Source organism: Alistipes timonensis JC136 (assembly GCF_900107675.1).
GTDB classification, from domain to species: Bacteria; Bacteroidota; Bacteroidia; order Bacteroidales; family Rikenellaceae; genus Alistipes; species Alistipes timonensis.
On the sequence record NZ_FNRI01000001.1, the window covers coordinates 328,422 to 355,004 of the forward strand.

Here is a 26,583-nt window from a genome sequence, read left to right on the forward strand (position 1 = left end):
GTTACATCCGGAATGAGAATCCGCCCACGAAATTCACGTCTTCCGCCGCGGGATTCCAGCCCAGCGACGTGAAGATGCCGAGTTGGAGCGATCCGAGTACCGTCCAGCTCTTCCCGGCATTCAGGAAGATGTTCTGAATGTAGAAATCGCGGTCGATGCCGTAGGTTCCGACGGCGTTCCACGGCACGATCCCTATTCCGGCCTTCATCTCCACGCCCTTTACGGCGAAGGGATACGAGGCTTCGGCATAGGTGGCGTAGGCGCGCTCCCCTCGGGCGTTCACGTCGGCGGCGCCGAACAGCACCGTGTTCCACGCCAGTGTGAGGGGCACCCGTTCGCTGATGCGCCATGTGATGCCCGCCTCGACGCGGTGGGGTGAATCGGCCCCGAAACGGAAGTAACTGCGGCTGACCGTGCCGCGGTCGCCGGCGCCGCCCTCCCAGTAGAGGTCGGCCAGCGAGAAGGTCACGGGGCCGAGGGCATAGGCCAGCGTGAGGTCCATTTCTTTGTAGGAGGTGGCGGCGAAGTCCACCGATCCCCAGGCTGTGGCCGAGAAGTTCCCGGCAACCATCGTCAGCGTGGGCTGCAGGCTGGCGCCTGCTTCCCAGACGCCGCGCCAGATGTAGCCGCTCACCACGTCCGTACCGCCCGAGAATTTCACGCCGCGCTCCCGGGCGCAGAGATCGGCGGCCAGGAAGACCGCCAGTGCGGTCATCAGGATGACTATCCAACGTTTCATGGTCTTATCGATTTTCATGGGTTTAGTTTTTACACATTTCTTCCAGTGCGACATTCAGGCGCAGGACATTGACTTTCTCCGTGCCGAAGAGTCCCAGCCACGGTTTTTGCGTAAGCGAGTCCACGATCCGCTGCACGGCGGCGGGGTTCAGTCCGCGGGCTTCGGCCACGCGCCGCACCTGTACCCGTGCACCGCGGGGCGAGATGTCGGGGTCGAGGCCCGAGCCGCTGGCCGTGACCATTTCAGCCGGAACTTCCGCGCGCGAGAGATAGGGATGCGCCGCGAGGAAATCCTGCACGCGCTGTTCCACCTCGGCGAGGTATTCGGGGTTGGTCGTGGCCTTATTGCTGCCGCCGGAGCCGCCGCCGTTGTAGTTCACAGCCGAGGGGCGGCCCCAGAAATGGGTGCTGTCCGTGAAGGACTGCCCTACGTTCGCCGCGCCGACGATCTGTCCGTCGAGCGTCACTACGTCGGCTTCCCCGCCGTTGGGACCTGCGACGGCCGATACGCCGCGCAGTACGAGCACATAACCCACGCCGAGCACGATGCACATGGCCAGTGTTATTTTGAGTGAAATCCAGAGGTTTTTCATAATTGAATCAATGCTTTAAAAGAATACACTTATCAATGTGTCGATCAGTTTGATGCCTATGAACGGTGCGACTACGCCGCCCAGGCCGTAGATGAAGAGGTTGCGGCGCAGCAGGGCCGAGGCGCCGATCGGTTTGTAGGTCACGCCGCGCAGCGCCAGCGGGATCAGCAGCGGGATGATGAGGGCGTTGAAGATCACCGCCGAGAGGATGGCGCTTTCGGGCGAATGGAGGTGCATGATGTTCAGGGCGCCGAGCGACGGGATCGAGGCGATGAACAGTGCCGGGACGATGGCGAAGTATTTCGCCACGTCGTTGGCGATCGAAAAGGTCGTGAGCGTGCCGCGTGTCATGAGAAGCTGCTTGCCGATCTCTACGATCTCGATCAGTTTCGTGGGGTCGTTGTCCAGGTCGACCATGTTGCCCGCCTCTTTGGCGGCCTGCGTGCCGCTGTTCATCGCCACGCCCACGTCGGCCTGCGCCAGCGCCGGGGCGTCGTTCGTGCCGTCGCCCATCATGGCCACCAGTTTGCCAGACTGCTGTTCACGGCGGATGTATTCGAGCTTGTCTTCGGGTTTGGCTTCGGCGATGAAGTCGTCGACGCCCGCTTTCTCGGCGATGTATTTCGCCGTCAGCGGATTGTCGCCCGTGACCATCACGGTCTTCACGCCCATCCGGCGCAGGCGCTCGAAGCGTTCGCGGATGCCGGTTTTGATGATGTCCTGCAGTTCGATGACGCCCATGATCCGCTCGTTTTCGCAGACCACGAGGGGCGTGCCGCCGTTTTCGGAGATACGGCGCGTCGTGGCGGCGATCTCCGCCGGGCAGGCACAGCCCTGTTCGGCCGCAAGGCGGAGGATCGCTTCGGCGGCCCCTTTACGGATGCGGCGTCCGTCGGGCATGTCCACGCCCGAGCACTTGGTTTCGGCGGTGAATTTCACCATGCGGACGCCGACCATCGACACCGGGTCGATGCGGACCCCTTCGGCGGCGCCCAGTTCGACGACGGATTTGCCTTCGGGGGTCGGGTCGGCGACGGACGAGAGGACGCAGAGGCGGATGAACGCCTTTTTGTCGACCCCGTCGACCGGGTAGAAATTCGTAGCCTTGCGGTTGCCGATGGTGATTGTGCCGGTTTTGTCCAAAAGCAGCGTGTCGATGTCGCCGGCGGTTTCGACGGCCTTGCCCGACTTGGTGATGACGTTGGCCTGCAAGGCGCGGTCCATGCCCGCGATGCCGATGGCCGAGAGCAGGCCGCCGATGGTGGTCGGGATCAGGCAGACGAAGAGCGAGATGAACGCCGCGACGGTGATGTTCGCACCCACATAGTCCGCAAAAGGTTTCAGCGTGGCGCAGACGATTACGAAGACAAGCGTGAAGCCTGCCAGCAGGATGGTCAGCGCGATCTCGTTGGGCGTCTTCTGGCGCGAGGAGCCTTCGACCAGGGCGATCATCTTATCGAGGAAGCTTTCGCCGGGACGGGCGGTGACTTTCACGAGGATGCGGTCCGAGAGAACCTTCGTGCCGCCCGTGACAGAACTCTTGTCGCCGCCCGCCTCGCGGATCACCGGGGCCGATTCGCCTGTGATGGCGCTTTCGTCGATCGAGGCGAGGCCCTCGACGATTTCGCCGTCGGCGGCGACGGTGTCCCCGGCGACGCATTCGAAGAGGTCGCCCTGCTTCAATGCCGAACTGCTGACGATGTGCGACTGGCCGTCGGGTTCGATGCGTTTGGCGGGCGTTTCCTCGCGGGTTTTGCGCAGCGAGTCGGCCTGCGCCTTGCCGCGGGCCTCGGCGATGGCTTCGGCGAAGTTGGCGAAAAGCACGGTGAGCAGCAGCACGAGGAAGACGATGCTGTTGTAGAGCAGCGTGCCCTGCGACGTGTCGCCCGTCACGGCGATCCAGACCAGCAGCAACAGCATGGCGAAGGTGACGACCTCGACGGTGAACATGATGGGATTTTTGACCATCTGCCGCGGGTCGAGCTTCGTGAACGAAGCGCGGAGGCTCCGGCGCAGCAGCGTGCGGTCGAAGAGGAAGTTATTTTGATTTTGTTTCATGGCGGTAGCTTGTTTAGAAAGTCAGGTAATCGGCGATCGGGCCCAGGGCCAGTGCGGGGAAGAACGAGAGGGCCGCGACGATGATGATGACGGCGAAGGTCATCAGCGAGAAGGTGCCCGTGTCGGTGCGGAGCGTTCCGGCGCTCTCGGGGATGCATTTTTTCGAGGCCAGCAGTCCGGCGATGGCGACCTGCCCCACGATCGGGAAATAGCGGCCCATGATAAGGGCGATGCCCGTCGAGATGTTCCAGAACGGCGTGTTGTCGCCGAGTCCCTCGAAGCCGGAGCCGTTGTTGGCGGCCGAGGAGGTGTATTCATAGAGCATTTCGCTCAGTCCGTGGAACGAGGGGTTGTTCAACCACCCTATTTCGGGATTGGCGGCGGCAATGGCTGCCGAGATGCCCGTGCCGACGAGGATCAGGAAGGGGTGCATCAGCACGACCAGCGTGGCGATCTTCATCTCGCGCGCTTCGACCTTCCGGCCGAGGAACTCGGGGGTGCGGCCCACCATCAGCCCGCTGATGAAGACGGCGATGATAAGGAAGGCGAAGTAGTTCATCCACCCCACTCCGACACCGCCGAACCAGCAGTTTATCTGCATGTTGAGCATCTGAAGCATCCCGCTCAGCGGGGTCTGCGAGTCGTGCATCGAGTTTACCGAGCCGTTCGAGGTTACGGTCGTCGTCATGCCCCACATGGCCGATGCTGCGGAGCCGATGCGGATCTCCTTGCCCTCCATCGAGCCGAGTTCCTGCGCGATGCCCATTCGGTCGATCTGCGGGCTGCCGGCCGTCTCCTGCCAGACGGAGACGATGACGCCCGCGGTGTAGGCGAAAAGCATCACGCCGAAAATCCATGCCGCGAGCCTGCGGCGGCGGGTGTAGAATCCGAAGGCGAAGACCATGGCCATCGGCAGGATCAGGATCGACCAGCATTCGAGGATGTTGGTGAAGGCGTTGGGGTTTTCGAGCGGATGCGCCGAGTTGGTGCCGAAGTAGCCGCCGCCGTTGGTGCCGAGTTGTTTGATGGGCACGATGGCCGCTGTGGGACCCTGTGAGATGACCTGTTCGGCTCCTTCGAGCGTCGTGAGCGTCTGTTTGCCGTCGAAGGACATCGGCGTGCCGTTGACGACGAGCAGAATGCCGACCACGAGCGACAGCGGCATCAGGATGCGCGTGACGCTTCGGGTGAGGAAGACCCAGAAGTTGCCGATGGTCTTCGTCGTCTTGCCGGCCAGCGCCTTCATGACGCCGGCCATGGCCGCCATGCCGCAGGCGGCGGTGACGAACTGGAAGAGCATGATGACGAACAGCTGGGTGAAATAACTCAGGCCCGTCTCGCCGCTGTAATGCTGAAGGTTGCAGTTGACCATGAACGAGATGCAGGTGTTAAACGCCAGGTCGGGCGATTGTCCCGGGTTGCCGTCGGGGTTGAGCGGCAGCCAGCCCTGAAGGACGAGCAGCAGCATGCCCCAGAAGAACCAGAAGAGGTTGACCGTCAGGAGCGCTTTGAGGAACTGTTTCCAGTTCATCTCCTGCGCGGGGTCGATGCCGCAGAACTTGTAGATGCCGCGCTCGACGGGAGCCATGCAATCGAGCCACGTGCGTTCGCCGCGGTAGACTTTGGCAATGTAACGCCCCAGCGGATAGCACAACACCACCAGAAGGGTCCATTGCAGGATAACGCCTAAGATTTCGGTATTCATCGATTCAGAATTTTTCGGGTTTTACGAGCACGTACATCAGGTAGACGAACCCGGCGATGCTCAGAATAAGTAATCCGGTAAACATTTTCTTCAGATTTTTTCGAACCAATCCACACATTTGAAATAGAATCCGTAGCACAGTACGCCGAGGGCGCAGAGCAGCAGGAACAGTACGATTTCATTCATTTTCGCTTCTTTTTTGAGTTAGACATCAATTTTACATAACCGCACAGCATCCGGTCCAACAGCAATAGGGCGCTGCAAAACAGCACGATCAGCAGTATGATTACCAAGGTTGCCATGTTGAATCTTCTGTTTGGTTTCGCTCCATAGCATACGAAGGGAATGCCAGACCCGGAGTTTGTGGCGCAAGCGATTGGCGGATAGTTTATTGCGCTTTTGGCAGATGTGCCGAAAAAGAGGGCCGCCCTATCAAAATGATAAGGCGGCCCTCTCGGAATGAGAATCCGGGGCGGTTATTTCACCCCGTAGCTTTCGAGTTTGCGGTAGAGTGTGGCGATGCCGATGCCCAGCAGGCGGGCGGCTTCGGCCTTGTTGCCCGCGGTGTGTTCCAGCACCCGGAGGATGTGGCGGCGTTCGAGGTCTTCGAGCGCCAGCGAATCGGGAGCGGCGGTGCCGGCCGCTGCGTGGAACTCGGGGGCGAGGCAGTCGGTCGTGAGGCTGTTGCCGTCGGCCATAATCATGCTGCGCTCCACGGCGTTGCGCAGTTCGCGGACATTGCCCGGCCAGGGATGGCGTTCGAGTGCCGCGATGTACCGGTCGTCGATCGTGTCGATGCGCTTGCCCATCCTGGCGGCGAACTGCGCCGCGAAGTGACGGACGTATTCGGGAATGTCGCCCCGCCGTTCGCTCAGCGGCGGCAGCTGGATGCGGAAGACCGAGAGCCGGAAGAAAAGATCCTCGCGGAAATTGCCCGCGGCTATTTCCCGTTCGAGGTTGCGGTTCGTGGCGGCGATCAGGCGCACGTCAACCCGTGTGGAGCGTGTTTCGCCGATTTTGATGAATTCCCCGCTTTCGAGCACGCGCAGAAGTTTGGCCTGCAATTCGGCGGGCATCTCCCCTATTTCGTCGAGGAACAGCGTGCCTTTGTCGGCCTCCTCGAAAAGTCCTTTTTTGTCCTTGGAGGCTCCCGTGAAACTGCCTGCGCGGTGGCCGAACAACTCGCTTTCGAGCAGTTCCTTCGAAAAGGCCGAGCAGTTGACTGCGACGAAAGCCTCCTTGGCCCGCGGGCTGGCGTGGTGGATGGCCTGGGCGAAAACCTCCTTGCCGGTGCCCGTTTCGCCCGTGAGCAGCACCGAGGTGTCGGTGACGGCGACCTTGCGGGCCAGTTCCACAGCCCGGCGCAGGGATTCCGAACGGCCGATGATCCGCTCGAACGAGTGCTGTTCGGACAGGGTGTCGTCGATGCGGGCCAGCCGTCGCTGCATCCGGGCCTTTTCGACCGCACGGCTCAGCAGAGGCAGGATCTTGTTGTTGTCGTCGCCTTTGGTGATGTAGTCGAAAGCGCCGTTTTTGATGGCCTGCACCCCGTCGGGGATGTTGCCGTAGGCTGTCAGCAGGATCACTTCAGCCGATGGCGCAGCTTCCTTGATTTTCGCCACCATGTCGACGCCGTTGCCGTCGGGCAGCTTCACGTCGCACAGCACCACGTCGGGATCGCAGCGGCGGAGCGCTTTCAGTCCCGAGGTGCAGTCCGCGGCCTCGGTCACGTCGTATCCTTCGAGCGAGATGATCCGGGCCAGCAGTCCGCGGAGTTGCTGTTCGTCGTCGATAATCAGAATTTTTGCCATAGTTTTCACAAGTCGTTCCCGGCACAAAGATATATCATTTTGGCGGTACCCGCTATCGGCCGGGCTGAAAAACGAAAAGAAAAACGGCCGCCTGCAGGAGTTGTATCCGCTGCAGGCGGCCGTTGAGAGTATGTTGGGCAGCTTTATCGGGCCGGGGTGGGCACGGCAGCGACCCCGCCGCCGGGGGTGAGATGCGCCGTCAGGGATCCGGAGGTCTCTCGCGTCATCTCGGCCGGTTGTCTAAAGCGCACTGAATCGGACGGGTTGGAGCCCGGCGGAGCTGCCGCCGATGAAGAGCTCAAATTCTCCGGGGTCGGAGACGACCGAGCCGTCGGCCAGCACGTATTCCAATTCGGCGCGCGTGATGTCAAATGTCACGTCGGCCGACTCGCCTTTTTTGAGGAAAATCTTCCGGAAGCCTTTCAGTTCTTTCACCGGGCGGGTGATCTGCGCTTTGAGGTCGCGGATATAGAGCTGTACGACCTCCTCGCCGTCGTAATCACCCGCGTTGGTGACCTTCACCGTTGCCGTGATGGTGTCGCCGGCGGCCATCCGGTCGCTGCTGAGCGTCGGTTCGCCGTATTCGAAGCGTGTGTAGCTGAGTCCGTAGCCGAACGGGTAGAGCGCGTCGACCGGGGCGTCGATGTAGTGCATTACGTAACGCTGGTTGGGTTCGAACGGGCGTCCCGTATGCTTGTGGTTGTAGTAAACCGGGATTTGGCCGACGTTGTAGGGGAACGACATGACCAGTTTGCCTGAGGGGTTGTATTTGCCGAACAGCACGTCGGCGACGGCGTTTCCGGCCTCGGTGCCCAGAAACCAGGTCTCGACGATCGTCTCGATGTTCTCCTTCTCCCACGCCAGCGTCAGCGGGCGGCCGTTGCTCAACAGCAGGACGATGGGTTTCCCGGTCTTTTTAAGTTCTTTCAGTAGTTCCTGCTGGACACCCGGCAGTCCCAGTTCCGAGCGGCAGTAGCCCTCGCCGCTCATGTCGGCGCTCTCGCCCAGGCAGGCAATCACCACATCGGCGCTGCGCGCTGCGCGGACAGCCTCCGCAAAGCCGCTCCGGTCGCTGCCCGTCACGTCGCAGCCCTTGGCATGGGTGACGCGTGTGCCGGCCCCGGCGGTCTTTTCGATACCCCGAAGGATCGTCACGACCTCCTTCGGATCGCCTTTGGCCCTCCATTCGCCCAGCATGTCCACCGGACTGTCGGCCAGCGGTCCGACGACGGCGATGGAGCGGGGTTTGCCGAGGGGCAGCACCGACTTGCGGTTTTCCAGCAGCACGATCGACTTGCGGGCCATGTCGCGCGCCGCTTCGCGGTGCGCCGCCGAGAGGGTCACCTCTTTTTCCCGCTGTTCGTCACAGTAGCGGTAGGGATCGTCGAAGAGCCCCAGCTCGTATTTCAGCCGGAGGATACGGCGAACTGAGCGGTCGATCTCCTTTTCGGAAACCTTGCCTTCCTTCACCAACTCTTCGAGCGAACTCGGATAGCAGTTGCCCTCCATGTCGATGTCGCACTCGTTTTTCACGGCCAGCAGCGCGGCCTGTTTTTTGTCCTCGGCGATGCCGTGGGGAATCATTTCGGCCACGGAGCCCCAGTCGGAGACGATGACGCCGTCCCAACCCCACTCGTTGCGTAGGATCTGCTTCACGAGGAATCGGTTGCCGGTCGCCGGAACGCCCGAAAGTTCGTTGAACGAGTTCATGAAGGTCGCGGCGCCTGCATCTGCGGCGGCTTTGAACGGCGGCAGGTAGAGTTCGCGTAGCCGTTGGTCGGAGATGTCCACCGTGTTATAGTCGCGGCCACCCTCAGAGGCTCCGTAACCCGCGAAATGCTTTGCACAGGCGAGGATGGTGTTCGGAGCCGAAAGATCATCGCCCTGGAATCCCCGGACACGGGCCCGGGCGATGTGCGAACCGAGGTAGGGGTCCTCCCCCGCTCCCTCCATGACGCGGCCCCAGCGCGGGTCGCGGGCGATGTCGACCATCGGGGCGAAAGTCCATTGCAGACCCGCTGCCGAGGCTTCGACGGCAGCCATCCGGGCCGAGGCTTCGATGGTCTCCATGTCCCACGAACAACTCTCGGCGAGGGGTACGGGCGAAATGGTCTTGTAGCCGTGGATCACATCCAGCGCGAAGATCAGGGGAATGCCCAGCCGGGTCTCTTCGACTGCGATCCGCTGAAGTTCCCGTGTAGTGGCGGCTCCCGTGACGTTGAGCACGGTCCCGATCTTGCCCTCGCGGACACGTCCTTCGATCGATGAATATTGTTTCAGGACGCCGGTGGGATTGCTCTTGCCCGATACCTGATTCATTTGGCCGATTTTCTCGGCGAGCGTCATGCGGTCCATGAGCTGGTCGATCTCCTTGTCGTAATTCCGAGCGGAGGACTTGTCACCGCCGCAGCCCGCGACTGCCAGACAGCAGCCGAGCCATAAAATTTTGTGAGGTTTCATCATTCGGTATGTGTTGTATTTCGTGTTCCGGGGCAGGCCCGGCGGATAAAGATACGAATTTTTGCCGGAATTTGCTGTCCGGTCCGGTTTTCCAAGGGTGTTCCTATGGCAAACGTCGTTTCGATCATGCCGGCGGACGGGTCGTGGGACTGCCAGACGAATTTCAACCTCGAACGGCGTGCGGACGGATTCCATAAGCGTCGGGCTCCTGCCAGAGGCATGTGCTGGCTGATCGCGACGCGATCCGGGTTTCGATGCCCGATACCTCAAAATACCCGGCACGGACTTTCAAGGTCCGTGCCGGGTTATTATCAGAAGTCCAGAGGCGGCTGCCGGCACCGCCCGCCATAATAACAAGTGTTACCGTTCAGCCCGGATGGGGGTTTTCAGAAAATCCTGATATGAGAACCGGATTCCCTCCTCCAATTCCGTTTTATAGCTCCAGCCAAGCGCCGCAGCTTTCGACACATCGAGCAATTTGCGGGGTGTGCCGTTGGGTTTAGAGGGGTCCCAGCGGATTTCACCCGTATAACCGATCACTTTCGCCACAAGTTCCGTCAGTTCCTTGATCGAAAGTTCCTTGCCCGTACCGGCATTGACCGTCTCGTTGCCCGAATAGTTGTTTATCAGAAAAACGCACAAATTCGCCAAGTCATCGACATACAGAAATTCGCGCAGCGGACTGCCGTCACCCCAGCAAGTTACGAAGGGCAAGTGCTGTTCTTTCGCTTCGTGGAAGCGGCGGATCAGCGCAGGCAGCACGTGGCTGTGGGTTGGATGGTAGTTATCGTTCGGACCGTAGAGATTCGTAGGCATTACGCTGATATAATCCGTGCCGTACTGACGGTTCAGGTATTCGCAGTATTTCAATCCGGAAATCTTCGCCAGGGCGTAGGCTTCATTGGTCTTTTCCAGTTCGGATGTCAACAGACAGTTTTCTTTCATGGGCTGGGGTGCCATACGCGGGTAGATACATGACGAACCCAGAAATTCCAGCTTCTTGCACCCGTTCTGCCATGCAGAATGGATCACATTCATCTCGAGAATCATATTCTCGTACATAAAATCCGCTAGGGCGCTCTGGTTGGCTTCGATGCCCCCGACCTTCGCAGCGGCCAAAAAAACATATTCCGGTCGTTCCTCGGCAAAGAAACGCTCGACAGCCTCCTGGCGCGTAAGATCCAGTTCCCGGTGCGTGCGGGTGACGATATTTACATATCCCTGACGCCGCAATTCACGCACAATGGCAGATCCGACCATACCCCGGTGCCCAGCCACATATATTTTTGCACTCTTTTCCATCCCGCCGCTATTTTACAATCCCTTTTTCGAGATATTCGGCCAGGTTCGTCCGAATCTCTTCACCGGCCCGCTCAACGGCCACTTTTGCCATGTCGGCATCGACCATGATCCGGACCAGCTGCTCAAAACTCGTCCGGGTAGGATTCCACCCCAATTCGGTCTTTGCCTTGGTCGGGTCTCCCAAAAGATTCACCACATCCGTCGGACGGTAGAAATCCGGAGAAACCGCGACCAGCACCTTGCCTGTCGCCTTGTCGACACCTTTCTCGTTCTGGCCGTCTCCGACAAACTCCAGTTCAATGCCGACGTATTTGAATGCAAGATAGCAAAATTCACGCACAGAATGCTGTTCGCCCGTGGCGATGACGAAATCTTCCGGCTTGTCGTTTTGGAGAATCAGCCACATACATTCTACGTAGTCTTTGGCATAGCCCCAGTCGCGGAGCGACGACAAGTTGCCTAAATACAATTTATCCTGTTTCCCTTGTGCGATGCGTGCTGCGGCGAGGGTGATCTTGCGGGTAACGAACGTTTCACCCCGGCGTTCCGATTCATGGTTGAACAGAATGCCCGAGCAGCAAAACATATTGTAAGCTTCGCGGTACTCCTTGACGATCCAATAGCCATAGAGTTTCGCTACGGCATAAGGCGAATAAGGATGGAACGGCGTCTTTTCATTCTGAGGGACTTCCTCCACCTTGCCGTAGAGTTCCGAGGTCGAGGCCTGGTAGATACGGCAGGTTTCAGCGAGACCACACTGGCGCACAGCCTCAAGGATACGCAGTACGCCGGTCGCATCGACATCGGCGGTAAACTCCGGAGCGTCGAATGATACCTGGACATGGCTTTGGGCTGCGAGGTTGTATATTTCGTTCGGTTTGATTTTCCTGACAACTTGCAGGATGCTCATCGAGTCGCCGAGGTCTGCATAATGGAGGTGGAAATGAGGATGACCTTCCAAATGAGCGATGCGCTCGCGGTAGTCTACCGATGAACGACGGATAGTACCATGTACGTCATATCCTTTTTGCAAAAGGAGTTCAGCCAAGAACGAACCGTCCTGGCCTGTAATCCCGGTGATTAAGGCTTTTTTCATTTTTTAAGAAATAGATGTTATGAAATATTGCTGATGATGCAATGGGTAGAGCACAATGCTTTCGAAATTGACATGACGCATTATAGCTCAGGAATGGGAATAGAAAGATGCGCCAGGACTATTTTCCAAACGTCCGCGCCAAATGAAAATTTCTGATTAACACGTATGGACACTGTGCCGCTTACGTCGCCATTCCTGCCACAGAAGGCGAGGCAGCGAACCAAGAATACCTATGCATCGGGACAGTTGTTTACGCGGTTCCTTAAAGATACGGTGCACAAATTCAAGGTGACAACGGATCATCCATTGAGGAGCACGTGAAACCTCTGTCCCGCTGAAGAATTTGAACGCGGCCCCTACGGCAATCATGACACCATGATGCAAATAGGGTTTCAACCGGCTCATGAAGATCTCCTGTTTGGGAGCTCCCAACGCGATCCAAATAATATCAGCGCCATCGGTCTCAATTATTCGGGCAATTCCCGGATAATCGAACTCCTCTACTTGGCGGAACGGCAGTTCGACGAACTGCATATTTACGACATCGGTATTTTCCTTTTGCAAGTTGGCTTTCAGACCATCCAGGATGGCCTGTGAGGTTCCCATGAAAATCATCCGATACTTATGACTGCGGATAATATCCATGAAAATCTGACTGCCGCAATATTGCTCATACCGCTTTCCATAAATCCAGCGGATATAGAGGGGTACATAGCTACTATCGCAAATGGAGAACATCCCGCCATTCACCACCTTCAGATACTCAGGATTTCGATTAGCAGTATTCAATATGACACCATCTGCCACGCAAATGTAATTAGGCGCATTTCTATCCAGTTGATCGTCAATGTGGTTAGCCACCGCTTGTTTGTCAAATTCGTAATTTAGGTTGAAATAGTTGTTCATGGTTGGTGGATTCTTTACCTTATTATTCACCTATTTTGATAGCTTTGTTTATTATGGATTGTAACGATAAATAAATCTGTTCACGAGAATATAGACTGCTTGCCTTTTCATACCCCTTTAATCCATATTTAATAGATTTATTTTCATCTTTAGATAACTCTTCAATGGCTTTTTTCAATGCCCCGGCATCTCCGGGAGGAATAGTAATGCCATTCATTCCATTGTCTATAATGGTTTGCATGGCACCGATGTTGGTCGTAATGATAGGTCTTTTCAGGAGCATTCCTCTAACTATGACATTGGGAAATCCTTCATACCATTTACTTGGCACCACAATAGCCCTTGATTTCCGGTACAAGTCATCTAACTCACGCCCCTTCAAAAAACCGGTAAACTCTACATTCAATGGCATATCCATAGGCTTTTTGAAATTCCCGTCTAAATTCCCCGCTACCTTGAAGGTAAGATACGGGAAATGTTTGGCTGCTTCTATAAATTCATAAATACCTTTTTCCTCACTTACTCTGCCCACGAATGTAAACCAGCTGCCCATCGGGACCTCCCCTTCTTCACATTCAGTAATCATCGGAGCAATACCGGGTAATATCCCAATGTGCTGACTTGGTATGCCTTGTAAAATAAATTTCTCTTTTTGGAATGCAGATTGCACAATAAATATATCCACACCGTCTAAAATGGCTCTGCTTTTTCTTGCAGTGGCATTTCTCACGGCATAGCCTATACTCTTGAAAATACTCGTCTCACAATTTTTCCAAATACACCACCATTCCTTTCCTTTCCCGAAGCATTTCTCACAGATGTGCCCGTTATTATCTAGACACAATCCACCCGGACAAAACAATCGGTAGTTAGGGCAACGCATCACGACCGGCACATGGTTGTCTTTAAGTGGCTTGAATATACTTGGCGATAATAAAGGATATAGATTTTGAACAATCGCTACATCCGGTTTGAAGTGCATCAAATAAGCCCGGAGGCGCTTAGCCTCAAACGGATTCGATATACCGGCGAAAAATGATTTTATTTTTCCAAAAACACTGTCAGCGATTTCCGCAGAACTGCGCGAGTATTTTTCCACCACATGTCCATGCTCTTTCAGTAATTGGATTAGTTCACCGGAGGCATGCTCTTCGCCGCTCGGCTTGGCATAGTCATTGTGAATGTAAAGAATTCTCATTTCAAATGATGTTGTATAAACTATAAAGGCAGTATTTGTGCCGTTTGTTGCTATTACGATTCTTCTTTAGGAAGATGTATTAATTCTCCTAAAACCGAGTTCCACCTATTTGGAGTAAACGTGCCCATCCCGCTCATAGGGTAGAAAGTGACTTCTCCGAAATAGACCTTCCCGCTTACTTCATACAGATCAATGCGGACAAAAGGCTTCCCTTTTGCCAGCTTCCTGCATATTTGGCGCATCATTTCCAGTGTGGCGGGGCGAGCGACGGGTGTCAGCCCGTTGCGAGTGACGGGATTGAGGCCGCAGAACTCCTGATGCTCCCAATTCATGTCATAAAAGTCGATTGTTTCTGTGCTGCGTCGGTCGCGAATCACTTGGCAATACACAGGTTCACCGCCAAAACAGAAGAACTTGTAGTCTGATAAATCTGGCTGGATAGGTTTGAGTAGTAGCTTATGTTGTTTATAATCAATTAAATACCCCCCCCCACCGGTTGAGCTTTATTAACTTACCCAGACGTTCGTCCCAGCCCTCGGGAATGAACGGCCCGAAACCCGAACTGGGGTAAAATGTAATCTCGCCGAAATAGATATCATTGTTGAGATAGTAGAAATCAGTTCTCGCAAACCGCAAAGACTTTGAAAGTTCCTCCGCCAATCCAATCATTTCAGCCAATCCATCGGGTCGTTGCATTATTACCTTTGGATCAGGCGGACAAACCTTTTCTCCAAATTCCAGCAAGTTCCAGTCTTTATCGAAATAGTTGGCGCGGTGCTGTATGAACCGGTTGAAATCGACTTTGAGGAACTTAACATTTCCATCAAAGCAGAAAAGCTTGTAATCTTTTATATCATCCGTCCCGGTTTCATCAACCAAGAGTTGTTCCGCAATGATTCGGCGAGGAACGTTCTTGTAAGGCCATTCTCGTGTCACAGAGTAGAAATCACGTTTCAAAGATTGTTTCATCTCCTCAATGGCCAAGTTGCGGTCTAATGTTGACTTGTCTCTGCAAATGATGACCCGCCCACTATCGTGAGTGGCCTTTAGCACAAATTGGTCGGGCAAAGCGTCAAAATCAATGTCCTCCGCCTTATCCCATACTCCGAGAGTAGGAATAATGTATTCCTCCCCGATGATATCGGCTACATATTTTTTTGCTTCATACTTGTCTACCATGGTCGTATATAGCGGATTGCGGTCGTGAAGTTTCAGCCACTGAATTTTTTCGCTGAATGTGATGGGACTTTTGAGATTCGGAAAACGGCCGAAATTCTTATAGAATTTCAGCATAATATACCACTTGTCCGGCAGGAGGAGCATCAGTTTATAGAATAGTGCCTTCAGTTTACTGTCTGTCTTCATTGTCTGTCGTTTTTGCGTCTTGCTTATTTAAATAATAGTCCACCGCTTTCATCACATTTTTGGCGGTGTTCTCGGGATTGAAGTTATGCTCTATTTCCCGTGAACGCTGCCCAAAACGCTTTATGTCAACATGATGGAAATAGTCGAGGGCTTCCACAACGCTCTTTGGGTTGAGCGGGTCGAATGTAATGCCGTTTTCGTCTTTATGCACAAGCTCGGGATGACACCCGTTATATATAGAGCAGGCGACAGGCAGACCGCATGCCATTGCTTCGGGAACTACCAAGCTCCAATTGTCTTCAAGTGTGGCGATTACAAACACGTCGCATGCCGCATAATACTTGTATATTTGAGAATAGTCGATACCTCCCACAAATACGACTGCCGGATTATTGCCATATTTCTCTTTTAAATCCGGCAGTTCCGGGCCATCGCCCACCAGTACGATACGGTCGTCGGGGTGTGCTTTTAGGTGCTCTAAAAAAGCCTCAAGGAGGTGAAACACCCCTTTGAGAGGTATCATACGTCCTACAAGGACATATGATACCCCGCAAGGTTTTCTGCCGAGGATTTGCTTGCGGAACGCCGAAAGGTCATCTTCGGAAAGGTTGGCGACCTGCCGGGCAAGCCCTTCGCTGTCGGCACACATTCCGCCGGTAAAGATGTTTTTCTCCTTCACTCCCTGCGACATCAGATACTCTTTCGTTAGCCGACCGTTTGCAATGTAGCCATTGGTGAATACATTTATGAACCGGCGGTACAGCCGTCTCCAGAGCGGACAGTTCCGTTCCGTGTGCTTTGTACGCTCATAAGCTATGACAACGGGAATCCTGTGGATTGTCGCATAGAGTATCGGCCAAGGTGAGAACTGAGAATAACCTTCCGTAAGGATGATGTCGGGATTCACCTCTTTTATCGCCCGGTACAGGCCGTGGGGCCAGGTCAGTGAAATCCCGGAGTTGGCGAAGTCCGTTTTTCTTTTTAGAAACAGCCTGTCCTCGGTAACGCTTACTGCGTTGTCGCCTAACGTCTTTTTGATGGCCTCATCACAGCGTGAGGGTATCCGCCGTCTACTATAAATCAAGTAAAAATATCCGTTGCAAATCGAATTAAGTTCCTTGTATAGCGGTATCCTATAGTCAAGGAAAGAAGGATTAACCCATAAAACTTTTTTATTCTTCATCATTGGTCTCGCTTATTTCATCATAATACTTTCCATAAACATAGAAACCGCATATCAGGACCGTTGCGAACATGGTCGGCATCCACCCTCCGAACACGCGCGACCCGATACCGGGATTTCCCATACTTTGGAGAAACGACACGCAGAAACACCCGATGAGGGATGCGCGGTATTCCGGCGATATGTGCCGGCTGAACACGGTTTTCATCATTGTTAAAAAGAATATGAGCATTAACAGAATGCCCGGTACGCCAAGGCTGATGGCTGCACTAAACAGCGAATTGTGCCCATTGATGGCTCCGAGGTTCTTGCTGTAAAGCAGATAGGGCTCGCCGGAAAAGAATCCATATCCGCCAGGTTTCTCCTCCAGTGCCTCCAATGCCACTTCCATAATCTTGTCTCGTCCTGTGGTTTCATGGATGGAGATGGACTGCTTGTCGAAAAACACGGTGCCTTTGATAAAATTGTAGGGACCTATCATCGCGATGACAGTCCCCAATATCAGGGAGACAAGAATCACCGCCACCTTGTATTTCTTATGCCCGAAAAATGTGCTGACGCTTCCTAAAGCCATGCCGATGTAGGCTACTGTCGACATGGAAAAAATGGACATGATGACAATCAGATAGTTCCACCACCTTTTTGGACTTTGAAACAACGCCACATAAAAGAAAGTTGTGGCCATCATCTGTGAAGTCTGTAGCAGCGTCATGACATTCGTTGTATACGACAAGGCGCGCGTCATCGAGAATATTATGTCCACAGTGACATACAACATTGTCCACTGGATGACCGCTTTGCAGTCTCCACGATAAAAGAGGTTCTGGACAACAGCCGCCATAAGCATCGTCATGCTCATGCATTCAAATGCCCGGAAACCCGTCAATTGCAGGTTGACGCTCCAAATCATGCTCACCATTCCCAGAGCAGTATACAATGAGATCCACAAGAGGGGACTGTGAATGAATAGGTCGCGCCCGAATATTTTTTCCTTACGGTTCAATTCCCTTGCGGCAAGAAAAAAACAAATAACGGCATAGAGTATGAATATAGCGGCTGAGGTGTCGACCGATGAATAAGCATTCAGGTCTCGCCGGCGCGCAAAAATTGTATATATCAACGGTCTGACAAGCAGCAGAATTCCGCAGCCTCCGCCCATTGCGGCCAACTCATATAAGGACTGTATCTTTCTCCGACTGATCATATTTAAAGTTCGCTCTGCAATTTGTCGATTATTTCCGTCGTTATCACCTGCTGTCCTTTGGCGTTTAAGTGCAGACGGTCGTGAAACAGTTCATGTCGAGAGGAGTACTCTGGGTTGAAATCCCAGTATTCCACGTTCTCATGGTTGGAAGCGAACTGTGTGAACCAGTCTACCACCATCTCGTATTTCTTCGGCTCATATTCGTTGAGCAAATCCAGGGTCGGCGTGTTTACGAGAACTACCTTGACTCCTCTGTCTGTCAGCATTTTTATGGTTTTCGTAAATTCGGCGATCAGTTCCGGTTCCACTTCTATATGGCGTTCATCGCCGTTCAGCAGCTTTTTTTTGTATGTAGGAATGTCAACGACTCCATTTTTACGGTTACTCCAGTCTTTTCTCCATCCTCTGGCAGCCGCTCCTTTTATGCCGTCATCATTATACCGCGACACCCGGAGCAGTTTATGAAGCCAGTAGTCAGTCGCGGGTGAGCATCCTTTGATATAATCATCAATGACGGCGTTGTCCATAAACGGATAAAACAGCATATAAGAATTTTGACTGAGCTCTTTGCCTGTAAAGGTGCAGAGATCCACTCCATACAGGCAAATTTTCAACGAGTCTGAATACGCTGAGGACAGATATTGATGAACCATTACCTTTCTGTCGTACACGTTCACACCTTCACGGGTATATTTCGACACAGTGGTATTCAGTTCTTTCTCCATGCGCTCCTTATCTGTTGCAAGCATCAGATGCGAGTGTCCCACAAGCAGTATTTTGCTGTGCTGGTCAAGGCCATAAAACGCATTCACGCCATGCAGCATCACCCTGTCGGACAGATAATCAACAAGCAGCGCGGCTATCGAAACTATTAAAAGACTGGCTATTGTCTTTCTCATATCCCTTAGAATTGAAAATACACAAAACTGTTGTTTGAGCATCCGAACAAGGCTGTCATCAGCAAGAGCGAACAGATCCATCCGTACAAAGCGGTCGTGTCACGCGACATCACGGCGTCGCCATCTTCCCTGTTTCTGTACATAATGATTTCACAGCCTCCGAACAGTATTAGGAGCAGGAGATTGATGGCAAATGTCATGGTCGACGCTCCGGGCATGACATCAAACAAACTGGCTGAAGCTATTTTGGAAAAGACCATGAATATCGTAGAAATATCATCTATTCTAAAAAACACCCAGGCAAAACTTACCAGCAAAAACACGCAACATCCGGCTATGGATTTCTGCAACAGGTTCATGTAGCGATGTTCTTTCTTATGCAGTCCGACGGCGTACTCGCTCAAATACAGCATGGCATGAATCACTCCCCATAACAAGAAATTCCATGCAGCTCCGTGCCATATTCCACTTAACAGGAATACCATGGAGATGTTGAATATCCATCTTGCCTTCATTTTCACCCGGTTGCCGCCCAAGGAGAAATAGACATACTCCGTGAACCACGATGTCAGGGATATGTGCCATTTGCGCCAGAAATCCTTTATTTTTGTACTGAAATAGGGAAAGTTGAAATTGTTTGAAAGCCTTATACCAATACAGCGGGCTGTGCCGATGGCCATATCCGAATAGCCGCTGAAATCACAATATATTTGTATACTATAAAAAACAACCGCCAGCGCCAGCGTGCCGCCCGACACATATTCTGCCGACGAATATGCCCAATCGACATATTGCGACAGTCTGTCGGCGATAACGGTTTTCTTGAATAATCCCCATGCGAAGAAACCGACACCGGTCATCACGTCATTGAGGCTGACGCTTTGCGGCTTTTTGAGCTGCGGCATCAGGTTGCGCGCTTTTTCTATCGGGCCGGAAAGGACTGTCGGGAAGAAAGACACGAACAGACTGTAGTCGATAATGTTTTTGCAACATTCTATCTTGCCCCGGTATAGGTCAATCGTGTATGTAAGGGCCTGAAATGTGAAGAAAGATATTCCGACCGGCAATATCAAACCGGCGGTCCAATCCGGTGCAAGCGGCAGGCGCAGCGCCTCATAGAGCAAGAAGTAGGAATATTTGAAAGTGAACAAAGGTAGGAGTGAAAGTATCACAACAAAGCCTGTCAACAGTTTTTTGTTTGACACTTTGTTCAGACACAGCCCGCCGATGTAGGTAACAATCGTGATAAAGAGCAGTATGGATAAAAAACAAATATTGAACGAGCCATAGAATATGTAGCTCGACAAAAGCAAAAACGCATTTCGCACCTGAACCTTGCGCATACGGTTCAGCAGCAGGGTGATGCACCCTACTATAAGAAAGAAAAATACGAAATCAAAACTGTTGAATAGCATTGCGTTGTTTTTATCTGTGATATTCGCGATATATGAGCAAGCCTGACACTATCTTCCACATAATCCGGTTGACAGCACCCATTCTGAAAATCGTTGTCATTAAGCCCTTGGGAAAATCATTCTGATACTTTCTAATTTGGCTGAACGCCAAATCCGTGCGCTTTGACAGCATCATGGAGTAGCACAGGTTTCGCGCTATTTTCCCTCGTGCCTTGACATAATGAGGCGAAAAAGCCGCGCCTCGGACCGCTATCCTTTTTTCCCAGTTCTCCACTGTAGGTGCCGACGCCCATCTTTTTTTGTTCTTCTCCACCCAGCCTATTTTTTGGGTCACTTTCAGCCCGTCACTAACAAACAGCACCTCCGGGATGAAACCCACTGTGCCGTATGTGGCGAGCAATGCCCAATACTCCAGATCCTCGCATATCCGCAGGTCTTCACGCTGTCCTCCCGCCCTACAGGCCGCTTCCGTGCGGATGACGATGCTGCCGGTGCAGATGTGATTGTACTTCGCCCAAAACTCAAAAAAGTCGCCGAGCACCATCGGTCCGTCGAAGTTCTCTATTCCGTCGGGCTTGACCGATTCCCCGCTCATGGTGATGTGCCGCTGGCCTACGCTCACTGCAATGCATTCCCGATGGGCGTGGAGGAATCCCAGCGTCCGTTCCACAAAGTCCGGCATCCAATAGTCATCGGCATCAAGAAACGCGATGCAGCGCCCTTCGGCGGCAAAAATGCCTTTATTGCGGGCACTGGCCGGGCCGCTGTTCTGCTGGGTTATCAAACGGATGGACGTCTCCTGACGACGCTGTATCCGCTCAACGGAATCGTCGGTGCTGCCGTCGTTCACGCAAATCACCTCAATCTGATACTCTCCCCGTTGCGAAAAGATGGAATCCAGACATCGGTCGATCAGCAATGCTGCATTGTAGACCGGTATAATGACTGTCAAATCTTTCATGCTTCGATATGCTTGATTATTTTTGCGGGAACACCCCCTACCACCACATTTGGCGGCACATCTTTTACTACCACTGCATTGGCGGCTATGACAGAATTGTCGCCCACGGTGACATTGCCCAGAACCTTTGCGCCGCAGTAGATGGTCACATTGTTGCCTATCGTCGGACAGTCGGTGGCATTGGTGTATCCTATCGTCACTCCTTGATTCACCCAACAATTCTTACCGATTGAACGCGGGGCGATAATTGTACCGTAGCCATGCTGAATGAAGAGCCCCCCCCCAATATGCTGACTATCAATATCCAGCAAAGGAAGCGGCGATGCGAATATTCCGCAAACCTTGGCTGCATAGGTCCGCTCTGTTTTCAGCCGCGAATATACCAGACTGCGGAAATGAGGGAAAAACAGCAGTAGGTCGACGAAATCATACAGGGTGATGGCAGCTCCGTCTTTCTGCCTTAGAATCTTCATCCAGCGGACGAAATCCTGTTTTATCAGAGACTGCAATTCTGCCGACAGAAGCCTAAAAAAGCACCAGCAGGGCAAAAATCTGACATAATTCACATAAACAAACAGTCGTTTCATTTTTCAAAACATTTTACAATTACGATCGCCTCTCTCTTGTTCTGCAGAACTCTATGATTTCATCAGTGTAGTTCCCCAGAGGGTTCTGGCCGGTGAACATGAAAAGCCAATAAGAGAATGAATTCAGATTATATTCTATCAGCATAGGCTTTGCATCTGCGTTCAGGCAGATATCAAAGGCGAATAACCTATGGTGTATTATCTTTTTCGAGGCGTTGCACACAAATTCCTTGATTTCTTCCCAATGTGGAATGTAGAAATCATTTCCGGCATAGTCCAGCCCATTCCACGACGATGTCGTCATTCCGTATTGATCGAAAAGTTTTTCTCCGACTTTTCCGTTTTCGGCATTGATGCCCACAAACACACCGCCGGCGTGTGCGTTGTCGACAAATGCACCTGTCTTGCCAACTCTCATGATGCTCGCCAGCACATGGGGTTTCTCGTCCTTCCACGACCGGTAGACGGCGATGCGCAAGGTGTTGACCGATGTCGGATTATACCGTGCGATGTCCTTATGCTGCTCTACGGCTTTCTGCAGGACAAAGTTTGCGTTATAGCTCATCAGAAATTCTTTTGTAAGCCGGGAATTGTCTTTTTGAGAGATATATGCGCCTTCTTTTTCCGACCAGGTGAACAAGTGAATGCCCTGACCACTTGAGCTTCCCACAGAGGGTTTGATTATCAGCGGTGTACGGTTGTCAAAATACGCCTTGATGTCGTTTGTTGCCGGCTGAAAGTTACCGTCCAGCAAGGGGCCGCCGTTCATTCGGCACAGAATGGTGGCAGGGACAACGTCCCTGCCGATGAAATAGGGGAACATGTTCTTGTCCTCATACACGGGACGCATCGCTACCGGGTTCAGCTTAGTTTCCAGAAAGCACCGGCCAATGTTCTCTGGGACGATATTGGCACTATCCGTATACCGCGTGAACAGGCGATATGAATAAGGCTCAATTTTTGCATAAAAAGCCCCCCCCCACTTTGATAAATATTTCTTTTCGCCCTTCTGCGAGACGTTGGGAATATGATGCATCTGCAGATACCGCTTAAACTGCCGTCTGTAAAACGAATACACCTGTAAATTATACAGCGGGGGAACATTGACAACAATGCCCATCAATATTTTTTTTAGTTCCATAATTTATATGTGTTGAAATTCCATTAACAAATCACTTTATAAAGCCACACTATGACCGGGTTACTGTGCAAGTAATTACGGTAGTAGATGCAGTTGCTCTGCTTCAGATAGCGGCGGAGCGTCCGGTTGTTCACTTGTTGGGTGGAGCAGCCTCCCAGATGCACAACGTTAGTGTTGGCCGTGAAATAGGAGCGTTTGCCGATGCGTTTCATGCGCTCCGACAATATCACCTCTTCGGAATACAGGAATGTTCGCGGGTCGAAGCCGCCGACAGCGCTGAAATCAGACTGCCTGACTAGAAAGAAGCAGCCGGACACCCAATAGCAATAGCTTGACTGCGGCGGCTCAATTGCCGGGCGTACTGCTACCCTGTTCCGCCGAAACTGGCGGAACAGTTTCCAGCCGATCTGTCTTAATGGGGTAATGATATGGTAGTGTGGCGACTGGTCGCGGTTGTCTTTGCCGACAATGCGCGGCCCCACAATCGCCACGTCCTGCTGCTTGCCAAACTGCAGGAGCATTTTTTCCATCACCCGGCTGTCGCTGATGATGATGTCGTCGTTACTGAACAGAAGATAGTCTACAGCAAAATTACGGGCGAGTATATCTGCTCCAAGATTGTTGCCGCGCGCAAAACCGAGATTCTTCAGGGTCGAAAAGACATATACCCGGCTCTGCTCCTCAATCGCTTCGTCGGGATGCCGGAGCAGGACTCCGCCGCACCTTTCTGCTATTGCTTTTCCCACATTTTCCTGAGGGCTATTGTCGACAACGACGGCTTTCCACGGAACGCCGATCTTCGGCAGCTGCTCGTTGATAAACGCTACAGTGCCGTCTTGATTCTTGTACGATACGATTACGATTCCTATCATTACGGTAAAATGATGATTTTACTTTATCCATGAGGCGGCCTGCCGCTATCGGGACGGCGCACCCCACAAGCACATACAGCGGTGTCCACCACGCCAGATTCTCACCGTAGACAGGGAAATCGGAAAGATGGGCAAATCCGCCTCCTTCAATGAAGACGTGGACTACGGCTACGAGCTTGAAACTGATTAAGTGAAGTGCCATTATCTCAAACGATCGGTCGCCGCAACGGGCGATGGCGCTGGCAATCCGCGTCCGGCTAATCCACTTCGACACGCCGTATACCATAGCGACCCCTACAATAGGGACGACAAAAAAGAGCAACGGGTTATTCGAAATCATCTCCGATGGCTGCAGGCGCACAATGCCACCCAACATATAGAGGCCGACAGTGAGTATTATGCAAGTGAGAGTAACACCCGAGTTGACGTAGCGCTGCAGCAGTTGGTATTTCTTAAAAACTGCACCTAAATGGTAAATCATCACAACGATTATTGCATTCCATATGCAAAGAGGATTCTTGACGTGCAGTTTTATACATAGAAAACCTATAAGGGTGCATAAAATCACCCCCCCCCATGCGGTTTTCAGACCATGCGGTCCGCTGATTTTTCGCACCGCAACGTAGACAACGGACACCGTCAGCAGTGAGGACGCAAACCACATGGCACCCATAAATGGCTCGAACGATACCAGTTGAAAGAGCAGACGCAGCCCGTTGCGAAAGAAATCCCCAGTAGAATAGACAGCATCGGTGCGATAAAGCCCCAGCGAGCAGAATACGTTGTGGAGGAGCAAAAACGCCAGTCCGTAACACACAAAAGGAAGGTAGAGCCGTTTTATTCGTTTCACTACAAAAGATTTCGCATCATCAATGTAGTGAGGGCTGAAAAAATAACCCGCCACGAAATAGAATGTCGCAAGGTGGTATTGGTTGACAAACCCCTCTACAATCGGCACACCGCAATGGCCTGCTACCACCGAGATGATGGCCAGGCCTTTCATGATATCGAAAACGTTGTCACGCTGTTGTGCTGTCATTTCATCAGGCCTATTGTCTTCAAAATATGTTTTACAGTAAATTTCAACCCCAGACGGCTGCAGCCATACAGGCCGAAAAGAATGCGGTGGCCGTTGAAAAGTTTGATAACCCGGTGGGTGTCAGGGTGAACCGTCATGTCGGCCGTCAATTCCAGTTTGGTGCCTTTCGGCATTCTGAGCAGATTTCTTATCAGCACCTTCTGCGAAGCGAGCCGGTACACTTCCGCCTTCTGCGTTAGGCCATGCTGCTTATAGACCTCTATCACGTCATTTGCCCTTGCTATCGACTGGCTGATTTTCGCCGCCGACATCGTTGCCGTAGCTGAATCCGGATTTACATAGTAGAAATACATCACCTCATGTATAAACACGGCTTTCTTGCAGAGAAGGCTGTACGCCCGGGTAAATGCGGTGTCTTCGAACGAACGGTAGATCATTTTCAGCCCATGTTTCCTTATGATGTCAGTCAAATACAGCTTCGCGCAGCTAATATGATCGCTACAATCTTCGATATGCAAACCCTCCACGATTTCGCACTGTGGCTGCGCAATGAGCCGGAAGTCGGCTGTAAAAGCCGAGGTACGCACATAATCGACCTGCGCCATCTGGCAATTGCCACTTTCCATGGCGTTGACGCAGGTCTCCACTATTTGAGGGTGAACATAGTCGTCGGAGTCTACAAACATCACATATTTCCCCGAAGCCATTCCCACGCCTATGTCTCGCACGCTGCCAAGTCCGACATTTTTCTTTAAAATGATGACATTCAGCAGTTTCCCCCCCCCTCCCACCACACTCGTTACGTTGCAGGCCACTTCTGCAGCCATTTCATTCGCTATGACGGCCGACTTGTCGGGGGATGCGTCGCTGATGGCGATGATTTCAACAAGGGGATATGTCTGTGTCAGAAGGGATTCCAGACAACGTCTGATATACTTTTCCACGTTGTACATTGGCACGATTATACTAACCTTTTCCATTATTGAACACTTTGTTGCTTATGATTTTGAATGAATAAATACGCAAGCGGTCCACCGCACAGCAGAACGCAAAGATGGCAATGAACGAGACTACTGCCACTGGGATGGCGAGATAAGGGCCGCAAGCCTCATTGATTCTTGTCCATCCTTGGCTTATCCAACCTCCTATTGCAGGGTGGCAGTGGAACAGATAGACGGAAAAGGCTGAAGCGGCCACTCCGTTGATAAGCGACCGGCTACCGATGTCCATTCTGGTGAAAGTCAGGAACAGATATATAGCCATTACAATTACCACCGGATTCAGATATCCGTATGGGCTACTGTTTATGCCTGTCAGCAACAGTAGTACATTTACAACGAGCAGTGCGAGACCAAGTATAAGATATATGGCAAAGTTGACTTTTGAAGTATGTTGAAACGGCTTAAACTCACATCTGCGCAAATATGCTCCTATCAGATAAAGCCCCACTAAACTCAGTCCACTCATACCGGAAAAGAAGTCTCTACAGCCCATCAGGTATCCGCCTATCGTGCTGAGAAGATAAAATACTATAATGTATCTGCCTAACCCATGCATTCCGCATTTCTCAATAAATGCGTTTATCATCGGAGAGAGTATCATCAGTATAATATATGCCCAAGGAAACCACCCCCACACGATGCCTTTCAGAAACAGGCCGACGGAAACCGGCAGTCCTATCGCAGCGGCTGTCAGCACGCTCGCCCCGCTCCAGAAAAGCATCTGATATAACAGGTTGGCGAACGACTTCCACGAGAGTCGAATGCCGAAGTAGCCGGAAATCAGCACAAAGCAATGTGTGCATACTATAGACAGCGAATGGAGTTCGAGCGTGCACAGTGTTGCGGCTGTACTCTGAAGGAACGTGTCCGCCGACACGCCATCCCGTGTAGGCACATAGTGCGTAAGAACTACCAGAAACATGGAAGCAATTCGCAGAAGTTCGAAGTTGCTCTTTCTCCCAGTACCCCCCCCCATTTTGTTATTAAGCTGCTGATACATATTTACCCCCCCCCACACACATTTCAATGAACGACTCAATGTCCTCGCT

At 52.7% G+C, this 26,583-nt stretch carries 24 protein-coding genes; all 24 read right to left on the reverse strand.

Going from position 1 to position 26,583, the window contains the following annotated elements; genetic code table 11:
* Position 1: 1 nt before the first annotated feature.
* Complete coding sequence (locus tag BLU78_RS01270; protein ID WP_231290707.1) at positions 2-739, reverse strand: hypothetical protein; 738 nt, start codon at positions 737-739, stop codon at positions 2-4.
* A gap of 22 nt (positions 740-761) precedes the next feature.
* On the reverse strand, positions 762-1,331 hold the full coding sequence (locus BLU78_RS01275; RefSeq protein ID WP_026020582.1) for a K(+)-transporting ATPase subunit C: 570 nt from the start codon (positions 1,329-1,331) through the stop codon (positions 762-764).
* A 15-nt stretch (positions 1,332-1,346) separates the two neighbouring features.
* Entirely contained in the window at positions 1,347-3,389 is a 2,043-nt protein-coding gene (gene kdpB, locus BLU78_RS01280) for a potassium-transporting ATPase subunit KdpB (RefSeq protein ID WP_010259453.1), read from the reverse strand.
* A 13-nt stretch (positions 3,390-3,402) separates the two neighbouring features.
* Positions 3,403-5,094, reverse strand: coding sequence for a potassium-transporting ATPase subunit KdpA (kdpA, locus tag BLU78_RS01285; RefSeq protein WP_010259455.1), 1,692 nt, complete (start codon positions 5,092-5,094; stop codon positions 3,403-3,405).
* A gap of 4 nt (positions 5,095-5,098) precedes the next feature.
* On the reverse strand, positions 5,099-5,212 hold the full coding sequence (locus tag BLU78_RS01290) for a potassium-transporting ATPase subunit F (RefSeq protein ID WP_081504080.1): 114 nt from the start codon (positions 5,210-5,212) through the stop codon (positions 5,099-5,101).
* A gap of 358 nt (positions 5,213-5,570) precedes the next feature.
* Complete coding sequence (locus BLU78_RS01295) at positions 5,571-6,905, reverse strand: sigma-54-dependent transcriptional regulator (protein WP_010259456.1); 1,335 nt, start codon at positions 6,903-6,905, stop codon at positions 5,571-5,573.
* 240 nt (positions 6,906-7,145) lie between these two features.
* Positions 7,146-9,368, reverse strand: coding sequence for a glycoside hydrolase family 3 N-terminal domain-containing protein (locus BLU78_RS01300; protein ID WP_010259459.1), 2,223 nt, complete (start codon positions 9,366-9,368; stop codon positions 7,146-7,148).
* 357 nt (positions 9,369-9,725) lie between these two features.
* On the reverse strand, positions 9,726-10,667 hold the full coding sequence (locus BLU78_RS01305; RefSeq protein WP_010259462.1) for a GDP-L-fucose synthase family protein: 942 nt from the start codon (positions 10,665-10,667) through the stop codon (positions 9,726-9,728).
* A gap of 7 nt (positions 10,668-10,674) precedes the next feature.
* The gene (gene gmd, locus BLU78_RS01310) at positions 10,675-11,763 is read right to left on the reverse strand and encodes a GDP-mannose 4,6-dehydratase (RefSeq protein WP_044106092.1); all 1,089 of its coding nucleotides are present in this window, start codon (positions 11,761-11,763) and stop codon (positions 10,675-10,677) included.
* A gap of 156 nt (positions 11,764-11,919) precedes the next feature.
* Entirely contained in the window at positions 11,920-12,669 is a 750-nt protein-coding gene (locus BLU78_RS01315; protein ID WP_010259466.1) for a WecB/TagA/CpsF family glycosyltransferase, read from the reverse strand.
* 22 nt (positions 12,670-12,691) lie between these two features.
* Entirely contained in the window at positions 12,692-13,867 is a 1,176-nt protein-coding gene (locus BLU78_RS01320) for a glycosyltransferase family 4 protein (protein WP_010259468.1), read from the reverse strand.
* A gap of 53 nt (positions 13,868-13,920) precedes the next feature.
* Positions 13,921-14,343, reverse strand: a complete 423-nt coding sequence (locus BLU78_RS01325) for an ATP-grasp fold amidoligase family protein (protein ID WP_083355380.1) — start codon at positions 14,341-14,343, stop codon at positions 13,921-13,923.
* Positions 14,339-15,232 (reverse strand): ATP-grasp fold amidoligase family protein, encoded by an 894-nt coding sequence (locus BLU78_RS01330; protein WP_074711963.1) that lies wholly within the window; start codon positions 15,230-15,232, stop codon positions 14,339-14,341. Before BLU78_RS01330 ends, BLU78_RS01325 begins: the two co-directional genes overlap by 5 nt.
* A complete protein-coding gene (locus tag BLU78_RS01335) occupies positions 15,216-16,418 on the reverse strand; it encodes a glycosyltransferase family 4 protein (RefSeq protein WP_010259471.1) in 1,203 nt (400 codons plus the stop codon). Before BLU78_RS01335 ends, BLU78_RS01330 begins: the two co-directional genes overlap by 17 nt.
* On the reverse strand, positions 16,405-17,334 hold the full coding sequence (locus tag BLU78_RS01340; protein ID WP_155836571.1) for an O-antigen ligase family protein: 930 nt from the start codon (positions 17,332-17,334) through the stop codon (positions 16,405-16,407). The genes BLU78_RS01335 and BLU78_RS01340 overlap by 14 nt, the downstream gene beginning before the upstream one ends.
* Positions 17,335-17,621: 287 nt before the next feature.
* A complete protein-coding gene (locus BLU78_RS01345; protein WP_010259475.1) occupies positions 17,622-18,518 on the reverse strand; it encodes an SGNH/GDSL hydrolase family protein in 897 nt (298 codons plus the stop codon).
* 5 nt (positions 18,519-18,523) lie between these two features.
* Positions 18,524-19,933 (reverse strand): MBOAT family O-acyltransferase, encoded by a 1,410-nt coding sequence (locus BLU78_RS01350; protein WP_010259477.1) that lies wholly within the window; start codon positions 19,931-19,933, stop codon positions 18,524-18,526.
* Positions 19,934-19,943: 10 nt separating this feature from the next.
* Complete coding sequence (locus BLU78_RS01355; RefSeq protein ID WP_074711965.1) at positions 19,944-20,894, reverse strand: glycosyltransferase family 2 protein; 951 nt, start codon at positions 20,892-20,894, stop codon at positions 19,944-19,946.
* Positions 20,891-21,481 (reverse strand): serine acetyltransferase, encoded by a 591-nt coding sequence (locus BLU78_RS14280; protein ID WP_074711967.1) that lies wholly within the window; start codon positions 21,479-21,481, stop codon positions 20,891-20,893. Before BLU78_RS14280 ends, BLU78_RS01355 begins: the two co-directional genes overlap by 4 nt.
* Before the next feature lie 19 nt (positions 21,482-21,500).
* Entirely contained in the window at positions 21,501-22,622 is a 1,122-nt protein-coding gene (locus BLU78_RS01365; RefSeq protein ID WP_244886490.1) for a sugar-transfer associated ATP-grasp domain-containing protein, read from the reverse strand.
* Between the two features lie 23 nt (positions 22,623-22,645).
* Positions 22,646-23,494 carry a glycosyltransferase family protein gene (locus tag BLU78_RS01370; RefSeq protein WP_020692517.1) on the reverse strand — a complete coding sequence of 283 codons (849 nt, stop codon included), beginning with the start codon at positions 23,492-23,494 and terminating at the stop codon, positions 22,646-22,648.
* Positions 23,382-24,533 carry an acyltransferase family protein gene (locus tag BLU78_RS01375; protein WP_010259488.1) on the reverse strand — a complete coding sequence of 384 codons (1,152 nt, stop codon included), beginning with the start codon at positions 24,531-24,533 and terminating at the stop codon, positions 23,382-23,384. Before BLU78_RS01375 ends, BLU78_RS01370 begins: the two co-directional genes overlap by 113 nt.
* Positions 24,530-25,513, reverse strand: coding sequence for a glycosyltransferase family 2 protein (locus BLU78_RS01380; RefSeq protein ID WP_010259490.1), 984 nt, complete (start codon positions 25,511-25,513; stop codon positions 24,530-24,532). Before BLU78_RS01380 ends, BLU78_RS01375 begins: the two co-directional genes overlap by 4 nt.
* Complete coding sequence (locus BLU78_RS01385; RefSeq protein WP_010259492.1) at positions 25,500-26,534, reverse strand: acyltransferase family protein; 1,035 nt, start codon at positions 26,532-26,534, stop codon at positions 25,500-25,502. The genes BLU78_RS01380 and BLU78_RS01385 overlap by 14 nt, the downstream gene beginning before the upstream one ends.
* Between the last annotated feature and the right edge of the window lie 49 nt (positions 26,535-26,583).

Bases quoted from the DNA above. Each gene is read 5' to 3' on its own strand.
- BLU78_RS01270 (WP_231290707.1), bottom strand. From the start codon at position 739: ATGAAACGTTGGATAGTCATCCTGATGACCGCACTGGCGGTCTTCCTG.
- BLU78_RS01275 (WP_026020582.1), bottom strand. From the start codon at position 1,331: ATGAAAAACCTCTGGATTTCACTCAAAATAACACTGGCCATGTGCATC.
- kdpB (WP_010259453.1), bottom strand. From the start codon at position 3,389: ATGAAACAAAATCAAAATAACTTCCTCTTCGACCGCACGCTGCTGCGC.
- kdpA (WP_010259455.1), bottom strand. From the start codon at position 5,094: ATGAATACCGAAATCTTAGGCGTTATCCTGCAATGGACCCTTCTGGTG.
- BLU78_RS01290 (WP_081504080.1), bottom strand. From the start codon at position 5,212: ATGTGTGGATTGGTTCGAAAAAATCTGAAGAAAATGTTTACCGGATTA.
- BLU78_RS01295 (WP_010259456.1), bottom strand. From the start codon at position 6,905: ATGGCAAAAATTCTGATTATCGACGACGAACAGCAACTCCGCGGACTG.
- BLU78_RS01300 (WP_010259459.1), bottom strand. From the start codon at position 9,368: ATGATGAAACCTCACAAAATTTTATGGCTCGGCTGCTGTCTGGCAGTC.
- BLU78_RS01305 (WP_010259462.1), bottom strand. From the start codon at position 10,667: ATGGAAAAGAGTGCAAAAATATATGTGGCTGGGCACCGGGGTATGGTC.
- gmd (WP_044106092.1), bottom strand. From the start codon at position 11,763: ATGAAAAAAGCCTTAATCACCGGGATTACAGGCCAGGACGGTTCGTTC.
- BLU78_RS01315 (WP_010259466.1), bottom strand. From the start codon at position 12,669: ATGAACAACTATTTCAACCTAAATTACGAATTTGACAAACAAGCGGTG.
- BLU78_RS01320 (WP_010259468.1), bottom strand. From the start codon at position 13,867: ATGAGAATTCTTTACATTCACAATGACTATGCCAAGCCGAGCGGCGAA.
- BLU78_RS01330 (WP_074711963.1), bottom strand. From the start codon at position 15,232: ATGAAGACAGACAGTAAACTGAAGGCACTATTCTATAAACTGATGCTC.
- BLU78_RS01335 (WP_010259471.1), bottom strand. From the start codon at position 16,418: ATGATGAAGAATAAAAAAGTTTTATGGGTTAATCCTTCTTTCCTTGAC.
- BLU78_RS01340 (WP_155836571.1), bottom strand. From the start codon at position 17,334: ATGGTGAGCATGATTTGGAGCGTCAACCTGCAATTGACGGGTTTCCGG.
- BLU78_RS01345 (WP_010259475.1), bottom strand. From the start codon at position 18,518: ATGAGAAAGACAATAGCCAGTCTTTTAATAGTTTCGATAGCCGCGCTG.
- BLU78_RS01350 (WP_010259477.1), bottom strand. From the start codon at position 19,933: ATGCTATTCAACAGTTTTGATTTCGTATTTTTCTTTCTTATAGTAGGG.
- BLU78_RS01355 (WP_074711965.1), bottom strand. From the start codon at position 20,894: ATGAAAGATTTGACAGTCATTATACCGGTCTACAATGCAGCATTGCTG.
- BLU78_RS14280 (WP_074711967.1), bottom strand. From the start codon at position 21,481: ATGAAACGACTGTTTGTTTATGTGAATTATGTCAGATTTTTGCCCTGC.
- BLU78_RS01365 (WP_244886490.1), bottom strand. From the start codon at position 22,622: ATGGAACTAAAAAAAATATTGATGGGCATTGTTGTCAATGTTCCCCCG.
- BLU78_RS01370 (WP_020692517.1), bottom strand. From the start codon at position 23,494: ATGATAGGAATCGTAATCGTATCGTACAAGAATCAAGACGGCACTGTA.
- BLU78_RS01375 (WP_010259488.1), bottom strand. From the start codon at position 24,533: ATGACAGCACAACAGCGTGACAACGTTTTCGATATCATGAAAGGCCTG.
- BLU78_RS01380 (WP_010259490.1), bottom strand. From the start codon at position 25,513: ATGGAAAAGGTTAGTATAATCGTGCCAATGTACAACGTGGAAAAGTAT.
- BLU78_RS01385 (WP_010259492.1), bottom strand. From the start codon at position 26,534: ATGTATCAGCAGCTTAATAACAAAATGGGGGGGGGTACTGGGAGAAAG.